Here is a 17223-nt window from a genome sequence, read left to right as displayed (position 1 = left end):
TGACTTCAAGCGGAAGGCTCCCGCTCGAGGAATTCGAAAATCCTCTGGCTGAGGTCCCCTGCTGCGGCACCCATCGAGGCTGAGACGGATGAATCCAGATTGGCCAGGTGGGCGTCAAGCTGTTCCTGGGTCTCGGCCACGCGGCATCCTGGCAGGTCACTGAAGCGGCGCGCAGTGGCGAGCTGGTGCTCGTTCCTGTGCTCGCCAAGGTCCGCGCGCCGGGGAACGATGATGATTGTCTTGGATGAGAGATTGGCGGAAATGATCGTTCCCATGCCTGCATGCGAGACGATCATGGACGCCGTCGATATCACCGATGGAAATTCCATTGGCGAGATCTCCCTGGTCCAGCGCATATGGGCAGGCTGGAAATCGCCGTCGCCGATCTGGGCGAACACGTCTACATCGGGATGTGCGACTGCCCACAGATCCATCCACTGGATGAGTCGATCAAAGCCAAACTGCGTCCCCACTGTCACCAGAATCATATGACCCGCCCCATGTACTGGGCGCCCGCGCGGCTGGCGACATCCTCCCATTGAGAAAGCCACAGTGTGGCAAAGCGCTTTGCGAGCCGGCCGCTCCGCGACATCTCTTCGGCATTTGCGATGCTGTCCACCCAAACGGTCTTTGCGCCCAGAATGTGGCCCCAGAACAGCAGAGCGAATCCAGGCGCAGCGCCGGTCGAGACGATCACATGGGGACGGACGCGAAGCACGATCCAGAGCGCTCGTGCGAACGTAATCAGCAGTTTCAGCTTTGATTCCGCGGCGGCGTCGTTCACGACCCGGAACTTCTGTCCCTCGACCATGGTTTGTAGTTCGGCACGGGTCGAGACATAGGTGGTGTCATACCTGTCAAACAGCGGTCTCATGCGAAGCAGCTGAACCCAGTGCCCTCCAAATGACGCTGCTGCGATTGCTCGCTTCTTCAATTCATTGCTCCGGTTGTTTGGAAGGCATCTGTCAGGAACGCGTCCAGCTTTGAACTCACTTCGTCGGAGCTGTAGTCCATGGCCAGTGTCGATTGAATGGTTGCGACGGCATCATCACGGGCTGCGCCATCCGCGAGGAAATACAGTGTACGTTCGGCCAGCATGTCCACACCCTGTGCCGATAGCTGCTGGCTCATTTCTGGCGGAAGCAGATTCTCTGTAATGCCATTGCGAAGTACCAGCGGTAGCGCTCCACACATGGCGGCCTCGACCCAGGTCAAGCCAAGTGATTCACCCTTTCTTGTGGAGGGAAAGAGGAAGATCCTTGCCGTTCTGTAAACCTGTGCCAGTTCCGCTTGTGGCAGGGCAGGGAGAAACCTAACGCGGCCCGAAGCAATGTATTCGGCGAGTAGTAGCTGCATCTGCTCTCGCTCCGGTCCTGCGCCGACGAACAATGCAGTGGAGTCGGCACGGGTACGCAGCACCCGCAGTGAGATGTGTGCCGCTTCCATTCCGCCCTTTCCCGCAATCATTCGACCTGCAAAGGCCAAGTCCAGCGAGCGCGGTTCGGAGGCCGTGTCGTGGAAGACATCTGTGTCTACTCCGCCCGAAGGGCTGACGAAGGAGTGCTTGCCCTCAAGTGAATAGCTGGAACGGAGGCGTGCGAGAAATCCGTTGCTTGGCGCAATGACAACAGAAGCCAGAAGATTGGCAGAGTTGCAGACCAGACGCTTGAGGGCTCTACGTGCCAGGCCTTCGGACGACTCTGGGAACCCGTCGCTACCGTGGTAATGAAGGATGATCGGGAGCTTCCAGTTGAACAGCTTCGCAAGGATCACAGGTGGAGCGGAATGACTTACGTAGTGTACGTACACCGGGTGTCGCTGTTTCAGCAGCTTCGTGAAGGCGCTGGCATAGAACAGGGCGTAGCCTTTGAGTCCACTGCCAAATTCCGGCAGCACGATGGTTTCGGTCTGCCAGCCTCGCTTGGCCAGATCGTCGCTGGAGTTCTTGACGAATGTCCCGAATGACGGATTTTTCCTGGAGGGAAACAGGTTCGCGACATAGGTTATTTTTTTCAGTTTATCAGAGCTGTCCATGGCTGCTTCAGGGCTTCTCTCTACTCAGTCATTATTGAAAATATCGCGCGTGTAAACCTTGTCCAGAACATCTTCCAGTTGCTGGTCAACGCGGTTTGCAATAATGATGTCAGACTCGCTCTTGAATGCGGCAAGGTCGTTGACCACCGCCGAATTGAAGAAATCGCCGCCCTTGATTGTGGGTTCGTGGAGAATGACCCGAATGCCCTTCGCCTTGATCCTCTTCATTACTCCCTGTATCGCAGAGGCGCGGAAGTTATCCGATCCCGCCTTCATGATCAGCCTGTAAATGCCGACTACATCGGGCTTCCGCTTTATCACTTCGTCTGCGATGAAGTCCTTGCGCGTCCGGTTCGCCTCCACGATCGCGTGGATGAGGTTCTGCGGAACGTTGCTGTAGTTTGCGAGGAGCTGCTTCGTATCCTTGGGGAGGCAGTATCCGCCATAGCCGAACGAGGGATTGTTGTAGTGATTGCCAATCCTGGGGTCCATGCCGACACCCTCGATGATCTGCCGTGTATCCAAGTTGTGGCTTGCCGCGTAGGTATCAAGTTCGTTGAAATACGCGACGCGCATTGCGAGGAATGTGTTGGCAAAAAGCTTGATTGCTTCCGCTTCGGTCGGATCCGTGAACAGGATCGGCATATCCTTGCGGATGGCGCCTTCTTTCAGGAGTTCGGCGAAGACACTGGCGCGCTCCGAACGCTCGCCGACGATGATACGGCTGGGATACAGGTTGTCATGCAGTGCCTTCCCTTCCCGCAGGAACTCTGGCGAGAAAATAATCTTGTCGCTGCCGGTCTTCAGTCGCAGCGCATCAATGCAGCCGACGGGAATCGTTGACTTAACAACCATGACCGCATTGGAATTAGCGGCCATGACGTCTGCGATCACCGATTCAACTGAACTGGTATCGAAGTAATTGGTTTCGGTGTCGTAATCGGTTGGAGTTGCAATGATTACGAACTCGGTATCCTCGTAGGCTTGTCGAGCATCTGCCGTTGCAGTGAGATTGAGCGTACCCGTGGCGAGGTAGCTTTCAATCTCACGGTCCTCGATGGGGCTGCGTCGGGCATTGATCAGCGCCACACGATCGGCATCGATGTCGACCGCCACAACTTCATGATTCTGTGCCAACAGCACAGCGTTGGAGAGTCCAACGTAACCCGTGCCAACCACGGCGATTTTCATTTCAATTCCTTTTGTATCAACTCTTGGTAAAAACGGGCCGGGGCGAGCCGGGTGTTGAAGGGCACCTCATCGCGGGTGTTCTTACTGTGCACATTCAGAATTCAGTTTGTTCTGCGGTGGCAACCAGAGGCAGCGGGATGCCTTCTGCTCGGGGCGAGAACTTTTGGAGGCGCGAATCCTACTACACGTCGCACATCCGGCGGGCTTGCCATGGGCGGCTGTTGCCCGCCGGCGCGTCTGTGGCGAGCCTCCGACTGTCGACCGTGGCTGTTCAGGTTTTCGCCAGGCAAGCGGAGCTCACTGGCATGGACACCGCAGCGGGCTGGGCTTTTTGCTTGCTCCGGCAGGACCGGCATGTTCGTTCACGTGGCAGCTCGCGCACTTTCGAGAGGCTTGCGGTTCGCCGTCGTACCCTAATCGGGTAGACTGACCGGCTAGGCAGGGGAGCGCCTGGGCTCTGGGAAGCGTGCGAATGGTCGATCAATGGCGTGTGCAGGCTGTGGAAGCCCGTTGCTCACCGTTGCCCCAGGTGTGAGCCGAAGCCTTCGAAGGCTGGAGTACCCAACAGGCAGACGGTGCCAATGCCGCTGCTCTTGAACTGAAGTGGAAGCGATGACGAAGCAATCGGAATCCCGAGTTGTCAAGGAAGATGAGATCGACCTGCGAGATCTGCTGGGTGCACTGCTGGACCGCAAATGGCTGGTAGCAGGGTCGGTCGCGGTCTTCATGGTTGTTGGTGCCCTGTACGCGATCCTTGCTGCCCCCATCTATCAGGCGCAGGCGCTGGTTCAGGTCGAGTCGAAGATGCCCAGCATTCCGGGGCTTGCAGACCTTGCATCGTTGGGCGGAAGCGGCAGCACGGCTTCGACCACTGAGGTGGCCTTGCTGACCTCGCGCACCGTAATCGGTACGGCCGTCGATCAGCTCAACCTGGGAGTCCAGATTGAGCCGAAGCGATTCCCGCTGTTCGGAAATTTCATCGAGCGACGCTTCAAGCCCGAAAATGAAGGCGACGTTGCCGCACCCAAGCTGGGCATGGCCCGCTACGGCTGGGGTGGGGAGGTCTTGGGTATCCAGCGACTGGACGTTCCTGCGACTCTGATCGACACGACGCTCTTGCTGGAGGTTGGCGATACCGGCAAGGATTTCGTCCTGTTCGATGAAGAGGGCGATGAGCTGCTGCGTGGTCAGGTCGGCTCCCAGGCCAAGGGCAGAGGCGTAACTCTGGAAGTGGACTCGCTGCGCGCCAACCCGGGTATGCAGTTCAAGGTGACCCGGCTGCGTCGATTGGACGTAGTGGCCCTGCTGCAGACGGAATTGTTGGCTTCCGAGCAGGGCAAGGATTCCGGCATTCTGCTGTTGACCTACCGGGACACTGATCCGCTGCGCGCCGAGGCCCTCGTCCAGCACGTAGCCGACGCCTACGTTCGCCAGAACGTGGATCGCAGCTCGGCCGAAGCCGCGTCCCAGCTGCAGTTCGTGAAGGACCAGCTGCCGACCATCCGCCGCCAGGTGGAGCAGGCGCAGGCTGCCATGAGCGCCTATCAGTCCCGCTCCAAGTCAGTCGACATCACCATGCAGACCAAAGGGCTGCTGGAACAGGAAGTGGCCGTCGAGGCCAGCATCCAGCAGCTGCGCTTGAAGCAGGCTGAGATGGATCGCAGCTTCACGCGCGAGCATCCGGCCTATCGCGCACTGCTGCGTCAGATCGGTGATCTGGAAGCTCGCAAGGGCGGTTTCCAGAAGCAGGTCGGTGATCTCCCGGAAACCCAGCAGGAACTGCTTCGCCTCACCCGCGACCTTCAGGTCAGCAACGAGCTGTATACGGCGCTGTTGAATCAGGCACAGCAGCTCGACGTGGCCCGCGCGGGAGCGGTCGGCAATGTGCGTATCGTCGATCCGGCCATCGTTGACATCGCCAACCCGGTTGCACCCCGCAAGGCCTTGATCGTCGCCATCGCCACACTCCTTGGTGCCTTCCTTTCGATTGCCTTCGTCTTCCTCCAGCGCATGCTCAACCCGGGCATCGAAGACCCCGCCGAAATCGAAGCTCTGGGCCTGCCGGTCTACGCCGCCATCCCGCTCAGCGAGTCCAGCACCCTTCCGAAGCTGCGCAAGGGCAAGCACGGTACGCGCGTGGTGGCCGACGGTCGCCAGCACCTGCTGGCGGTGACCGCTCCGGCCGATCCGACCGTGGAAGCGCTGCGCAGCCTGCGTACCAGCCTGCACTTCGCCATGCTGGAAGCGAAGAACAACATCCTGACCATCTCGGGCCCGCGCCCGGGCGTGGGCAAGACCTTCGTGTCCACCAACCTGGCCGCGGTCATCGCGCAGGCGGGCCAGCGCGTGCTGGTCATCGACGCCGACATGCGCAAGGGCACCCTGCATAAGATCCTGGGTGTGTCGCACCAGAAGGGCCTGTCGGACGTGCTGGGCGGCAAGCTCAGCGTCGACGACGTGATCCATCCAGTGTCCGGCCTGGACAACATGCACTACATGGTGCGTGGTGACATTCCGCCGAACCCGGCCGAGCTGCTGATGCACCCGCGCTTCGCGCAGCTGCTGCAGGAGATGTCCGGCAAGTACGACCTGGTGATCGTCGATACGCCGCCGATCCTGGCTGTGACCGATCCGGCGCTGGTCGCCACCCACGCTGGTTCGAGCCTGCTGGTCACCCGTTTCGGCGTGAACCAGGCCAAGGAAATCGAGCTGACCCTGCAGCGCTTCGAGCAGAACGGTGTGCAGATCAAGGGCGCGATCTTCAACGCGGTCGAGAAACGTGCCACCGGCTATTACAGCTACGGCTATTACGAGTACAAGTCCGACGAGAAGGCCTGACCACTTCGCAGGGCAGGACACCGGGGCCCGGTGCGCGCAGGCGCATCGGGCCCTGTCGTTTCTGAGCCTCACCCCCAGCGCAGGAGTATCCTATCGCCATGGCTGATACCCCCCTCACTTCGCCGCAGTCGCCGGCGACGCCGCGTTGGCGGCATTACTGGAGTCTGATGCGCGCTGATCGCCCGATCGGCACGTTGCTGCTGCTGTGGCCCACCTGGTGGGCGTTATGGCTGGCTGCCGGCGGCCTGCCGCCGCTGTGGACCCTGTTCGTGTTCACCGCCGGCGTGTGGCTGACCCGCTCGGCCGGCTGCGTCATCAACGACTACGCCGATCGCTGGCTCGACCCGCACGTGGAGCGCACCAAGTCCCGCCCGCTTGCGACCGGCGCAATCAGTGGCCGCGCCGCGCTGGCGCTGTTCGCGGTGCTGATGCTGGTTGCGTTCGGCCTGGTGCTGACGATGAACGGGCTGACCATCGGCCTCAGCTTCATCGGTGTGTTCCTGGCCGCCAGCTATCCGTACCTGAAGCGCTACACCCATCTGCCGCAGGTCTACCTGGGCATGTCGTTTGGCTGGGGCATCCCGATGGCCTTCGCCGCCGTGCAGGGCGAGGTGCCGATGCTGGGCTGGCTGCTGTATGCCGGCAACATCCTGTGGTCCACCGCCTACGACACCTGGTATGCCATGGTCGACCGCGAGGACGACCTGAAGATGGGCTCGCACTCCACCGCGATCCTGTTCGGTGATCTCGATCTGGTCATCCAGGGCGTGCTCTACGCGCTGTTCCTGGCCACCATGGCGCTGGTCGGCGTGCGCGGCGGGTTGGGCGGCTACTACCTGGCCGGCGTGGCGGTGGCCACGGTGCTGGTGGTCTACGAGTTCTGGATCTGCCGCAACCGCGAGCGCGGCCCGTGCTTCAAGGCGTTCCTGCACAACAACTGGGTGGGTGCCGCGCTGTTTGCCGGCATCGCCGTGGACCTGGCGCTGCCTTGAGAAGCGCAGCCGAGCGTGGGCTCGGCTCTACAGCTGACAGTGCTTCCGTAGCGCCCGAGCCCATGCTCGGGCGGCGGCGCACAGCGCCGGGCCTTCCGCCGCCTACGACCAATAGGTGGCTGACAGCCTGCACCCCACCGCCCAGAATCGGTCCATCGAACCTGGGAGGGTAGGCGATGGCCTCGAAGGCAGCAGTACAGGATGGCTGGATGGCGCGCGCAGCGCTGCGCTCGGCCGCCTGGGCGGAAAAGTGGTTCCCCGACGCGTATGTGTTCGCGGTGCTGGGCGTGGTCATCGTCGCGCTGGCCGCGATGGGCTTCGGCTCGACCCCGCAGGCCACCGCCAGCGCCTTCGGTGACGGCTTCTGGAGCCTGATTCCCTTCACCATGCAGATGGCCTTCGTGGTCATCGGTGGCTACGCCGTGGCCACCGCGCCGGTGGTCGCACGCTTCATCGATTTCCTCGCCCGTGTGCCGCGCACCGGTCGCGGCGCGGTGGTGTACGTGGGCCTGGTCAGCATGCTCGCCTCGCTGCTCAGCTGGGGTTTCTCGCTGGTGTTCGGCGGCCTGCTGGTCCGCGCGTTGGCCCGCCGTACCGAGCTGCGCATGGACTACCGCGCGGCCGGTGCTTCGGCATATCTTGGCCTGGGCGCGGTGTGGGCCATGGGGCTGAGTTCCTCGGCCGCACAGCTCCAGGCCAACCCGGCCAGCATGCCGCCGGGGCTGGTGGAGATCACCGGCGTGCTGCCGTTCACCGAAACCATCTTCCTGTGGCAGTCGATCGCGCTGACCGCAGTGCTGATCTTGGTCTCGCTGCTGATCGCTTGGCTGACCGCGCCTGCGGCCGGCAGTGCGCGTACCGCCGAGGATTTCCCGGGCGCCGCGCAGGCCGAGCCGGAGCCGCTGCAGCGGCGCACGCGCCCGGGCGAGTGGCTGGAATACAGCCCGCTGCTGACCGTGCTGCTCTCGTTGCTGGCGTTGGGTTGGCTGTTCAACGAGTTCGCCAACAAACCGGTGGTCACCGCCATCGCCAACCTCAACACCTACAACTTCCTGTTCATTTCGCTGGGCCTGCTGCTGCACTGGCGCCCGCGCAGCTTCCTCAACGCGGTGGCCAAGGCGGTGCCGAGCACCACCGGCGTACTGATCCAGTTCCCGCTGTACGGCGGTATCGCGATGATCCTCACCCACGCCGCCGGCGGTGACGGGCAGACCTTGGCGCACCGGCTGTCGAGCCTGTTCGTGCACGTGGCCAGCACCGATTCGTTCGCGCTGGTGATGGGCGTCTATTCGGCGGTGCTGGGCTTCTTCGTGCCGTCTGGTGGCGGCAAGTGGATCATCGAGGCGCCCTACGTGATGCAGGCCGCCAACGAACTGAAGGCGCACCTGGGCTGGGCCGTGCAGGTCTACAACGCGGCCGAAGCGCTGCCGAACCTGATCAACCCGTTCTGGATGCTGCCGCTGCTGGGCGTGCTGGGCCTGAAGGCACGCGACATCGTGGGCTTCACCTTCATCCAGCTGCTGGTGCATATCCCGCTGGTGCTGGGCCTGCTGTGGCTGCTGGGGATGACGCTGGCGTACGTGCCGCCGGTGATGCCATGAATGCAGCGTTGGCTTCCCTGTGTGAGCCGGGAAAGCCAGCCTCGTTCAGCGCGTGTCTCCGGCTGCGAGCGCCATGAATGCGTGCAACGCCGATGACGGCATGAGCACATGCCGAACCCGCATGAATCCTTCAGGCGCTTGTGCCGCAAGAGGTTCCGCGCGTTCATTCACAGGCGTACACACGAATGTAGCCGGCCACCCACGTGTGATTAACCAATCGCTGCAGACGATGGTCCCGTCCACCGCATTCCGCGCGTGGCTTTGGAGATCGGACATGGCACAGCAGAACCAGAACCCGAACCAGAAGCAGCAGGGCCAGCAGAACCAGCAGGATCAGCAGCAGGGGCGCGGCCGCGACCAGCAGCAGCAACAGCAGCAGGAACAGCAGCAGCGCAACCAGCGCAACCAGCAGCAGGGTGGGCAGGACGAGGAAGAGTGACTTCGATGCCCCAGCCTGGGCAACCGGCGAAGCCCCGCCCTGTGCGGGGCTTCGCTTATTCCAGCACGCCGATGCGCTGCAGCACCGGCGCCGCCGACATGTCATTGGGATTGGTGCCGGGCTGGTCCTGCGGCACGTCCATGCCCATGCCGCGGTACAGATCCACCCAGTGCCGGGCGATCTGCCCGGTCTGCGGGTTGCGGAAGTTCATCTGCTGCAACGCGAACACATGGTGCGCACGGAATGCGCGCTCGATGAAGTCCGAGCAGTAGTAGCTGTCCTCGTTCAACACGTATGACGTGTTGTACGGTTTGCCCAGCATCGTGCGTGCGGTCGCGATCGCATCCTTGATGGCGGCCTGCTGCGGTGCCTGCAGGCGATAGACCACGATCTGCCGCTGCCTGGCGCGGGCGTCCTGGCGGAACTCGACCAGGGATTGCCGGCGCGATCCCTTCTCGTCGGCGTGCAGTACCTCCCACCCCTGCGACGCCAAGGCGACAAGGGCCACGTGGTCGAAGCTGGGGCCGTGCTGCTTGCCGGTGGCATCGTCGATGGCCGCGCTGAGGCCGCTGCGGCCGGCGGTGACGAACAGCAGGTCGCCTTCCCGGACCTCCAGTGCGGCCACAACACCAGGCCACAGCGTTGGCGCCAGCAGGGAGAGGGCAAGCAGGAATGCGCGCATGGGGGCCAGGGTCGAAGCATGTGCGGCGTAGTCTAACGGCTGCTGCGATGACGTTGATTTCAGTCCAAGTGTGATATGAGTCTCAATTCAGCATGTCGGGATATTCCTGACAGCGGATGTTGAAACTGAATCGACAGAGGCATGGCTATCCTTGCCTCCCTACCGCGCCGGAACCGCGCGCGACCGCCCGGAATCAGGAGGATCCCTTGAACCAGCTCCGCCCCGTTGCCCTGCTTGCGCTTGCCCTGGGGCTTGCGCTGTCGGGCTGCAAGCCTGCGCCCCAGGCTGCCATCACTGACGCCGCCGCACCGGCTCCGAGCAGCACGGCCGCCGCCACGACGCCGGCCACGCCGGTTGCCGCGGCCCCGGCAGACGCGTCTGCCAGCTGCCCCCATCCGGTCTTCGACGACTTCCTCAAGCATTTCGGCAACGAGATCGCGCTGCAGGAAACGTCCACTGCCGATCCGCTGCTGGACAGCCACATCGATGGCGACGCCGAGCCGGAGCCACGCAAGGTGGAGGAGAAGGTGCCGCTTGCCAAGGTCGAATGGCCGGTGATGCCGGACCCGGCCACGCTGCAACGCCAGGGCCGCGAGATGCAGGTCACCCGCCTGCCCGACGGCCAGGTACAGGTGCAGATGCGCACCCCCGATACCAGCGACCAGCAGATCTACACCTTTGCCCAGAAGCCGTGCTGGCAACTGGTCAAGCGTGAGGACGAATCGATCTGACCCCTGAGCGACCGCCTGCGGGCGGTCGTGTGATTCACCCAAGGAGCACCGCATGCGTCTGTCTCCCGTTGTCCCCGTGCTGGCCCTGATGCTTGCTGCCTGCAGCGGCCCTGAGGCGGCTGCACCGGCGGCGGCCCCCGCTTCTACTGACCCGGCAGCGTCGCCGGCCGCACCAGCGGCTGCCGTTGCGGACCTTCCCACCTCTCTTACGCGCGACGAGACCGGCATGCATATCGATTGCCAAGGCACCCGCCTGCACCTGGCGGCCCAGCCCACCCAAGACACGGACGCTTCCCGGCTGACCACGCTGGAAATCGAAAAGGACGGCGCACGCCAGGCCATTGCTGCGCCCAAGGAGATGGACGGCTATACCGCCGTTGGCCTGGCCTGCGTGCAGGACCGCAGCGGTACGCCGTACTTCGTCGTGCAGTACGGTGAACTGCCGTTCGGCTGCAGCTTCTGCGAGTGGTACTACCTGTACGACGCCAGTGGCCGCCAGTTGACCCACAGCACACCCCCGCTGCGCGGCGCGGAAGGCGAGGAGCAGGAGCCCAACAACGACGAGTACGAGACGTTGATCGACTCGCTCGGCATCAAGCACCCGGAGGTGAACTACATCGAAGACTGAGCGCAGCGGCAGGACGTCGCACGCGCGCTGTGAACGCAGCACCGCGGCACCGCAGTACCGCAGTACCAGAAGTACCAGGAGCAGTACCCCTTAAGGAAATCCCCTTTTTCATAGAATGGATAGCACAGACATGGCAGACATCTACCAGGACATGGTCCAGCCCCGCGGGGCGGCCTACAGCAGTGACCGCATCAAACCGTGGAGCCACTACCGGGAGCCGATCGACCAGAGCGACGGCCGCCTGCATGGCAATTCCCGCCGGTGGGGCGATGCGACCCCGGAAGTACAGTCACGGGTGATCGACACGATCATCGAGTCGGCGCGCGAGAAGGGCCTGACCCCGCGCGAAACCGCGCACGTGCTGGCCATCGCCCGCGTTGAATCGGGCTTCAACCCCGATGCCGCCGCTGGCACCACCTCGGCCTCGGGCCTGGGCCAGTTCATCGACAAGACCGGCAACCACTACCACCTCAACAGCCGCAACCGCTTCGACGTCGGCGCACAGTCCGACGCACTGGTTGACCATTACATCGATAACCGCACGCTGGCGCACAAGCGCGGCCAGGGTGAGGAGTACATCTACAAGTACCACCACGACGGCCCGACCCGCGATTACGGCGGCCTCACCCTGTCTGAAAAGAAGGTGATGCCGTACGTGGACAAGTACGAGCGGTTCGTGGAGCAGCGCCTGGGCCTGACCCACGGCCAGTCCCATGGCAGCCACGCGGCCCCCGCCGCAGCTGCGGCCACCCACGCGCAGGCCAAGCCGGCAGCGGCGCATGCCGAAGGCCAGACCCGCACCTTCGAGCAGACGATGCAGGTGATGCTGCCCCCGCAGAACGGGGTCAAGCCGCACGTTACCGGTGAGTTCGGCGAACACCGCGCGCACAAGCCGCACGGTGGCACCGACTTCAACTATGTCGGCGGCCAGCACGGCCGTAATCTGCAGCACCCGACCGTCCACGCGCCGATCTCCGGAACGGTGACGTTCGTCGGTGGCGACTACGGCACGGTGAAGATCAGGGATGCACAGGGCAACTCGCACGAGATCCTGCACCTGCACTCGACCCAGGTGAAGGAAGGCCAGCCGATCAAGGCGGGCGAGCCGATCGGCACCATGGGCGGGCGTGGCCCGGGCGGTGCGGGGCAGTATGCCCAGCACGTGCATTACCAGTTGAAGGATCCGCACGGCAAGCTGCTCAGCCCGCAGGACTTCTGGGACCACGGCAAGCTGAAGGAAACCGGCAAGGGTGGCCATTCGCATGACGCCGACCACAACGGTGTGCTGCGCCAGGGGGCCAAGGGCGAGGAAGTGACTGCGCTGCAGAAGGAACTCAACCGCCTGGGCGTGCGCGACGGCCAAGGCAATCCGCTGAGCGAGGATGGCAAGTTCGGTGCCAATACCAGGGACGCACTGATCGCCTACCAGAAGCAGCACGGGCTCACCGCCGATGGCGTGGCGGGTCCGGCGACGCTGGGCAAGCTGGCCGAAGGCCGCAGCCATGCCGAGGCGGCGCCGAAGGGGCCGCAACTGGGCGACAAGGCGCATCCGGATACGCCGCTGCACAATGCGATCCGTGGCCACATGCCGGGCATGATCTGCAACGAGATGAGCGCGCATGTGACCGCCCAGGCCAAGGCCGCCGGCATCGATTCACCGGAGAAGCTGCAGGGCGTCACCGTGCAGGATGGCAAGGCCTTCGTCATCGGCACCGTTCCCGGCTTCCGTACTGCGGTGGACATGACCCAGACGGCACCGAGCCTGCAGGAGACCAGCGCTGCAATGCTGGCCAAGCATGAGCCTTCGCAGCAACACGTGCAGGACGAGCAGCAGCGCGTGGCCATGGGCCGTTGACCGCTGCGTGTGAAGAGGTGTGTGGTAAAGGAGGCCGGCCGGGGTAATCCGGCCGGCTTTTCCGTTCATGGGGCAAGGACATACACGGATGCCGTTTCGCATGATGCACAGCACGCCGCCATTGCAAAGCATGGCGTCCACATGAGCCGGGTGCTGCGGTGGCGCAACGCATGGCAGCGGGTAGGGCTGGCACTGCTGCTCTGCCTGTTGCCGCTGCCAGTGCTGGCGGCGGCCGCGATCCCGGCACTGGATGACCCGGTGGTGGACACCGCCAACGCGCTGTCCGCCAGCACCCGCGCCACGCTGCGCGAGCAGGCATTGCAGCTGCAGGCACGCAAAGGCGCGCAACTGCAGGTGCTGGTGGTGCCCAGTGTTGGCGATGACGGCATCGAAGCCTATGCACAGCGCGTCTTCGAACAGTGGCAGCTGGGCCGCGCCGGTGTCGATGACGGGGTGTTGCTGCTGGTGGCAGTGCAGGACAGGCGCGTACGCATCCAGACCGGCTATGGCCTGGAAGGCACCATTCCCGATGCCTATGCCGCGCGCATCATCGACAAGGCGATCGTGCCGCGCCTGCGTGAGGGAGACCTGGACCAGGGCCTGCTGGACGGCAGCAAGGTGCTGGTGGCGTTGATCGATGGCGATCCGCTGCCGCCCCAGGAAGATTCATCCGCACGCAACCTGTTGCCAGCGGATTGGCGCACAGGGGATTCGGTCGTTGCCCTGACGTTGCTGGTGGGGTTCCTGGCCGGTTTGTGGCGATCACCGCCGCGCCTGCTGGCCACCAGGACCGAGGCCGAGTTCAGCTTTAAACGCCGTGAGCAGCGGCGCAAGGCATTGGCAGCCAATGCGGCAATGCCCAGGCCGAATTGGCCGACATTGCCTGCCTGGGGTAGACCGCTGCTGGTAACGGCAGTGATGGCCGCTGGGTTGGTTTCGGCGACGCTGCTGCTGCCGCGGCATGTGCTGCCTGCGCTGTTCTTCGTGCTGTTACCTGCTGTACCGGTGGCGGCGCTGCTGGGATGGTGCTGGCGTCGCAGCCGTGGTGTGCGCATCGTGCTGTGCGGCATGTTGGCCGTCAGTATCGGTTTCTTCGCGGTGATGCTGGTCCGTGGCCAGTTGCCGCCCAGCCTTGCCCTGCACACGTTGCTGAACCTGGCGGTCGCCCTTGCCGCCATGCTGGTGTTCTTCCTGGTGCAGGCCGGCCGCGCGCGCTGGCGCAGGAACCGCAACAGCTTCGCCGTGCGGCTGGTGGTACTGGTGCTGTTGACCGGCGCCTATGCGCTGGGCGCGCTGCTGGCCATCGACCGGGCCAGCGACGAGAACGCACGCGTGTTGGCGATGATCGTGTCCAGCGTAGGCACGCTGTTCCTGTACTTCATCTGGCTGTTCACCCTGCTGCCCGGCGAAAAAGCACGCAGCGGACGAAGGTCGTCCCAAGGTTACCGTTCCTCGTCCAGCACCTCGTCGTCGAGTTCGTCCTCGAGCAGTTCCGGCGGCTGGTCCGGTGGTGGTGGTCGCAGCGGCGGCGGCGGCGCTTCGGGCAGCTGGTAGCTCAGGCCGCCCACACCCGCCAGCCCAGCGCGGCATCGCGCAGTTCGCCGCTACCGTTCACATCACCCACCTGCAGCTGCACGCCCTGGGCACCGGGCAGGTCTTTCTGCTCGGGGAACCAGCGCCGGTCCGCAGCAACCACGATCAGCAGGCCTTCGTCGTCGCCCATCGGCGCGAACTGCGGCGACGGCGGGCTGATCGGCTGCAGGCCGAAGCGCTGGCTGGACTGTTCGCGCACCGCATCGACATCGTGGCTGGGCAGGCCAACCTCGCTCAGGCAGGTCAGCTCGCTGCCATGGAAGGCGCCTGCGCGCGTGCTGACTGGCAGACGGCGCCGGCCGATCAACTCGAGGATCAGGCCATCAGGACCGGTGAAGTACACCGACTGCGACTGCCAGCTGCTCTCCAGCGCAAAGTAATCCAGGCCCTCAGGATTACGTTGCAGCGGGGCCCGTTCGCGCAACCAGGCCATCGCCTCGCCGAAGCGGTTGTCCGGTACGTTGAAGGCCAGGTGCACGCCACCGACGGGGTAATCACCCGCCGGCTGCAGTTCGATGGTGCTCCAGCCGGTGTGCACATGGTTGCCGACCACGCGCTGCTGCAGCACATCATGGAAATACGCGGCCACGGAAGCGACGTCGGATACCGGCAGGGTGAGGTGCAGCAGGCGCATGATCGATTCTCCGTGGACGCGCCCACTGTAGCGCCGGGCCACGCCCGGCGGCCACTAGCGCAGTGAATGGTCGAAGAACCGCACTGCTGCGTCCACTGTCTGCGCGTGGGTCTTTGCCTTTGGCACTGACGTGCTGCAGAGGTCCTGCAGCCGCTGCTGCCCGGTCGGGGTGCATGCGGCGAGGAAATCGTAATGGCCGACACCTGGCAGCAGCTGCAGTGCAGCGCCCGCAATCACTGCACGCGCGGCCGCGCCATTGGTCTGTGGCGGCGCAACCGTGTCAGCCTCGCCAAGCACAATCGACACGGGCAGCCGCAACGAGGACAGCTGCTCGGGCGCGAAGGCCTGGATGATCGCCGGTGCCATCAGGAACACCGCGCGCACGCCGGGAATGGCGCGTGCGTCGTTGGCGTGGGACATCCACGGCGACAGCTCGGCCGACGCCGCAGCGGCAACACGCGCCTCCATCGTGTGCGTTGCCGCTTCCTGTTGAGGCCGGCAGACGCCGTCATCCGGATGCGCCGTGCAGAACGCCAGCAGTCGCTGCAGGTCCGGTTGCGCCCCAGCCGCCAACAGCGCGGTGTAGCCACCGGCCGAGAAACCGGCAACACCCAGGCGTTCAGGATCGACGTGCGGGCCCAGCACTGGATCGGCCTGCACGGCCGCCAGTGCCGCGCGCAGATCATCCGCGCGCAGCCAGGTCAACATGCTGCCATGGAGGGTCATCTGGTCGGCACCATTGTTGCCGGGATGATCGACTGCGATCACCAGATAACCTTTCCGTGCCAGCGCGGTGCCCAGCCAGCCCATCATGCGCGCGCTGCCGCCGTTGCCATGCGACAGCAGCAGTGTCGGCAGGCGAGCGCCTGCGGGCGGCGCATCCATCGCCGAGCGACCAACATCGAACAGGGGCGTGCCAGGCGGCCCGATGGTCACCTCGACTTCGCTGCTATCGGCCGGTGCCGGATACCACACCGTGTAGCGCAGGGTGCTGCGGTGCTGCGCATCGCGCACGGCGGCACTGGCCACCGTCGTGGTGCCATGGCGCTCGCCGGCTTTCCAGGTGTCGCCTGCGTGGGCGGAGAGCGCCGCTGCCATCAGCAGCAGCCCGACAATTGTGATGTTCACGCGCATCTTCAGCTCCATGTCAGCAGGGACGTTCGTCTACCGGCAGCCAGATCTCCACGCCGCCGTTGCCAGTGTGCTCGTTGAACCGGGCGTCGTAGCGCTCCAGGTCCGGCGCGTCGGCCAGGCTGAGGCCGGCGCTGGGCAGGTAGTGATCCAGCAACCAGAACCAGGTCGAGCGGATGGCCGAGATGTGCCCGCCGTGCCAGGCCACCAAGTAGCGTCGTGCGGGCACATCCACGCGCTGCCAGTGCGCGGGTACAGGGCCAAGTGAACCAATCGGCAGCGCGGCGATATAGTCGAAGCCGCCGTCGTCGTCGTTGTTGCAGCACACCCCAAAACTGACCGGGGCCGGCGCCGGCCATTCCCGGTTGAGCTGGGCCCACTGCCCGGGAATGGCACCGCCGCTGTTGCGGGTATGGCGCATGCCGATGCCGGCCAGCTGGAAGGCCGGGGTGTCGAGCAGCTGTGGCGCCTCAGCGCAGGCAACCGGCGCCTCGTCCACGCGGATCGCCTGCACCAGCGCCAGCCCATCGGTGCCCTGTTCGCGTACCCGTTCCGGTGTCTGCCCGAACTGTTCGCTGAAGGCACGGGTAAACGCGGCATGAGTGGTGTAGCCCGCGCCAATCGCCACCTGCAGGATGTCGCATGCGCCGTTGGCCAGCCGCTGCGCGGCCGTTGTCAAGCGGCGCCCACGCAGGTAACGGACCACCGACGTGCCGGTGCGGGCCTGGAACAGGCGCGACAGATGGAATGGCGACAGTCCCACCGCAGCGGCGATATCGGCCAAGGCCAGCGGCTGCTCCGCATGGGTTTCGATGTACCACACCGCCTTGCCTGCCGCACTCATCCTGTCGTTCCATGAATCCGATGCTGGACA

16 protein-coding genes are annotated in these 17223 nt (G+C 64.3%); 8 read left to right on the top strand and 8 right to left on the bottom strand.

Annotated elements, in window-relative coordinates:
- Positions 1 to 5 precede the first annotated feature (5 nt).
- The 4 genes from ACTXG9_RS11010 to ACTXG9_RS10995 are packed head-to-tail and all read right to left on the bottom strand — an operon-like array spanning position 6 to position 3225.
- Entirely contained in the window at positions 6 to 488 is a 483-nt protein-coding gene (locus tag ACTXG9_RS11010; protein ID WP_329858764.1) for a glycosyltransferase, read from the bottom strand.
- Positions 485 to 874, bottom strand: a complete 390-nt coding sequence (locus ACTXG9_RS11005) for a hypothetical protein (protein WP_329858763.1) — start codon at positions 872 to 874, stop codon at positions 485 to 487. The genes ACTXG9_RS11010 and ACTXG9_RS11005 overlap by 4 nt, the downstream gene beginning before the upstream one ends.
- Before the next feature lie 56 nt (positions 875 to 930).
- Positions 931 to 2034, bottom strand: a complete 1104-nt coding sequence (locus ACTXG9_RS11000; RefSeq protein ID WP_329858762.1) for a glycosyltransferase family 4 protein — start codon at positions 2032 to 2034, stop codon at positions 931 to 933.
- 24 nt (positions 2035 to 2058) lie between these two features.
- A complete protein-coding gene (locus ACTXG9_RS10995) occupies positions 2059 to 3225 on the bottom strand; it encodes a nucleotide sugar dehydrogenase (RefSeq protein ID WP_159360681.1) in 1167 nt (388 codons plus the stop codon).
- 612 nt (positions 3226 to 3837) lie between these two features.
- On the opposite strand from ACTXG9_RS10995, the gene ACTXG9_RS10990 reads away from it, so the two are divergent.
- The 4 genes from ACTXG9_RS10990 to ACTXG9_RS10975 all read left to right on the top strand — a co-directional run bounded on the left by ACTXG9_RS10990 (position 3838) and on the right by ACTXG9_RS10975 (position 9095).
- Positions 3838 to 6063: a polysaccharide biosynthesis tyrosine autokinase gene (locus ACTXG9_RS10990; RefSeq protein WP_456115716.1), complete on the top strand. Its 2226-nt coding sequence runs from the start codon at positions 3838 to 3840 to the stop codon at positions 6061 to 6063.
- A gap of 98 nt (positions 6064 to 6161) precedes the next feature.
- A complete protein-coding gene (gene ubiA / locus ACTXG9_RS10985; protein WP_111104543.1) occupies positions 6162 to 7055 on the top strand; it encodes a 4-hydroxybenzoate octaprenyltransferase in 894 nt (297 codons plus the stop codon).
- A gap of 176 nt (positions 7056 to 7231) precedes the next feature.
- Positions 7232 to 8656 (top strand): TIGR00366 family protein, encoded by a 1425-nt coding sequence (locus ACTXG9_RS10980; RefSeq protein ID WP_180876413.1) that lies wholly within the window; start codon positions 7232 to 7234, stop codon positions 8654 to 8656.
- A 274-nt stretch (positions 8657 to 8930) separates the two neighbouring features.
- Positions 8931 to 9095 (top strand): hypothetical protein, encoded by a 165-nt coding sequence (locus ACTXG9_RS10975; RefSeq protein ID WP_005414774.1) that lies wholly within the window; start codon positions 8931 to 8933, stop codon positions 9093 to 9095.
- 55 nt (positions 9096 to 9150) lie between these two features.
- Here the strand turns inward: ACTXG9_RS10975 and ACTXG9_RS10970 are convergent, their stop codons facing one another.
- Complete coding sequence (locus ACTXG9_RS10970) at positions 9151 to 9777, bottom strand: YiiX/YebB-like N1pC/P60 family cysteine hydrolase (RefSeq protein ID WP_021201972.1); 627 nt, start codon at positions 9775 to 9777, stop codon at positions 9151 to 9153.
- 206 nt (positions 9778 to 9983) lie between these two features.
- Between ACTXG9_RS10970 and ACTXG9_RS10965 the strand changes: the two genes are divergently transcribed.
- From ACTXG9_RS10965 to ACTXG9_RS10950, 4 genes are all read left to right on the top strand, one after another.
- Positions 9984 to 10508, top strand: a complete 525-nt coding sequence (locus ACTXG9_RS10965) for a hypothetical protein (RefSeq protein ID WP_019661618.1) — start codon at positions 9984 to 9986, stop codon at positions 10506 to 10508.
- 226 nt (positions 10509 to 10734) lie between these two features.
- Positions 10735 to 11136: a hypothetical protein gene (locus tag ACTXG9_RS10960; RefSeq protein ID WP_019661617.1), complete on the top strand. Its 402-nt coding sequence runs from the start codon at positions 10735 to 10737 to the stop codon at positions 11134 to 11136.
- Positions 11137 to 11266: 130 nt separating this feature from the next.
- A complete protein-coding gene (locus ACTXG9_RS10955) occupies positions 11267 to 12991 on the top strand; it encodes a peptidoglycan-binding protein (RefSeq protein WP_111104538.1) in 1725 nt (574 codons plus the stop codon).
- A 141-nt stretch (positions 12992 to 13132) separates the two neighbouring features.
- A complete protein-coding gene (locus ACTXG9_RS10950) occupies positions 13133 to 14545 on the top strand; it encodes a TPM domain-containing protein (RefSeq protein WP_111104535.1) in 1413 nt (470 codons plus the stop codon).
- A gap of 1 nt (position 14546) precedes the next feature.
- Here ACTXG9_RS10950 and ACTXG9_RS10945 read toward each other — a convergent pair whose 3' ends face one another.
- Genes ACTXG9_RS10945 through ACTXG9_RS10935 form a run of 3 tightly spaced genes read right to left on the bottom strand, consistent with a single transcriptional unit; the run spans position 14547 to position 17193 of the window.
- A complete protein-coding gene (locus ACTXG9_RS10945) occupies positions 14547 to 15218 on the bottom strand; it encodes a VOC family protein (RefSeq protein WP_111104532.1) in 672 nt (223 codons plus the stop codon).
- Between the two features lie 54 nt (positions 15219 to 15272).
- Positions 15273 to 16316, bottom strand: coding sequence for an alpha/beta hydrolase family protein (locus tag ACTXG9_RS10940; protein WP_428986930.1), 1044 nt, complete (start codon positions 16314 to 16316; stop codon positions 15273 to 15275).
- 49 nt (positions 16317 to 16365) lie between these two features.
- A complete protein-coding gene (locus ACTXG9_RS10935) occupies positions 16366 to 17193 on the bottom strand; it encodes an AraC family transcriptional regulator (RefSeq protein ID WP_456115717.1) in 828 nt (275 codons plus the stop codon).
- Positions 17194 to 17223 lie beyond the last annotated feature (30 nt).

The sequence above is a fragment of the Stenotrophomonas maltophilia group sp. LNF247 genome, from assembly GCF_054083135.1.
The sequence above is the reverse complement of the archived record's forward strand: the minus strand, read 5'-3'. Positions and strand labels throughout refer to the sequence as shown.

Excerpts from the sequence above, each read along its gene's own strand:
- ACTXG9_RS11010 (WP_329858764.1), bottom strand. The coding sequence starts at position 488 with ATGATTCTGGTGACAGTGGGGACGCAGTTTGGCTTTGATCGACTCATC.
- ACTXG9_RS11005 (WP_329858763.1), bottom strand. The coding sequence starts at position 874 with ATGAGACCGCTGTTTGACAGGTATGACACCACCTATGTCTCGACCCGT.
- ACTXG9_RS10975 (WP_005414774.1), top strand. The coding sequence starts at position 8,931 with ATGGCACAGCAGAACCAGAACCCGAACCAGAAGCAGCAGGGCCAGCAG.
- ACTXG9_RS10970 (WP_021201972.1), bottom strand. The coding sequence starts at position 9,777 with ATGCGCGCATTCCTGCTTGCCCTCTCCCTGCTGGCGCCAACGCTGTGG.
- ubiA (WP_111104543.1), top strand. The coding sequence starts at position 6,162 with ATGGCTGATACCCCCCTCACTTCGCCGCAGTCGCCGGCGACGCCGCGT.
- ACTXG9_RS10950 (WP_111104535.1), top strand. The coding sequence starts at position 13,133 with ATGAGCCGGGTGCTGCGGTGGCGCAACGCATGGCAGCGGGTAGGGCTG.
- ACTXG9_RS10940 (WP_428986930.1), bottom strand. The coding sequence starts at position 16,316 with ATGGCAGCGGCGCTCTCCGCCCACGCAGGCGACACCTGGAAAGCCGGC.
- ACTXG9_RS10935 (WP_456115717.1), bottom strand. The coding sequence starts at position 17,193 with ATGAGTGCGGCAGGCAAGGCGGTGTGGTACATCGAAACCCATGCGGAG.
- ACTXG9_RS10955 (WP_111104538.1), top strand. The coding sequence starts at position 11,267 with ATGGCAGACATCTACCAGGACATGGTCCAGCCCCGCGGGGCGGCCTAC.
- ACTXG9_RS10990 (WP_456115716.1), top strand. The coding sequence starts at position 3,838 with ATGACGAAGCAATCGGAATCCCGAGTTGTCAAGGAAGATGAGATCGAC.
- ACTXG9_RS10945 (WP_111104532.1), bottom strand. The coding sequence starts at position 15,218 with ATGCGCCTGCTGCACCTCACCCTGCCGGTATCCGACGTCGCTTCCGTG.
- ACTXG9_RS10960 (WP_019661617.1), top strand. The coding sequence starts at position 10,735 with ATGCATATCGATTGCCAAGGCACCCGCCTGCACCTGGCGGCCCAGCCC.
- ACTXG9_RS10980 (WP_180876413.1), top strand. The coding sequence starts at position 7,232 with ATGGCCTCGAAGGCAGCAGTACAGGATGGCTGGATGGCGCGCGCAGCG.
- ACTXG9_RS11000 (WP_329858762.1), bottom strand. The coding sequence starts at position 2,034 with ATGGACAGCTCTGATAAACTGAAAAAAATAACCTATGTCGCGAACCTG.
- ACTXG9_RS10995 (WP_159360681.1), bottom strand. The coding sequence starts at position 3,225 with ATGAAAATCGCCGTGGTTGGCACGGGTTACGTTGGACTCTCCAACGCT.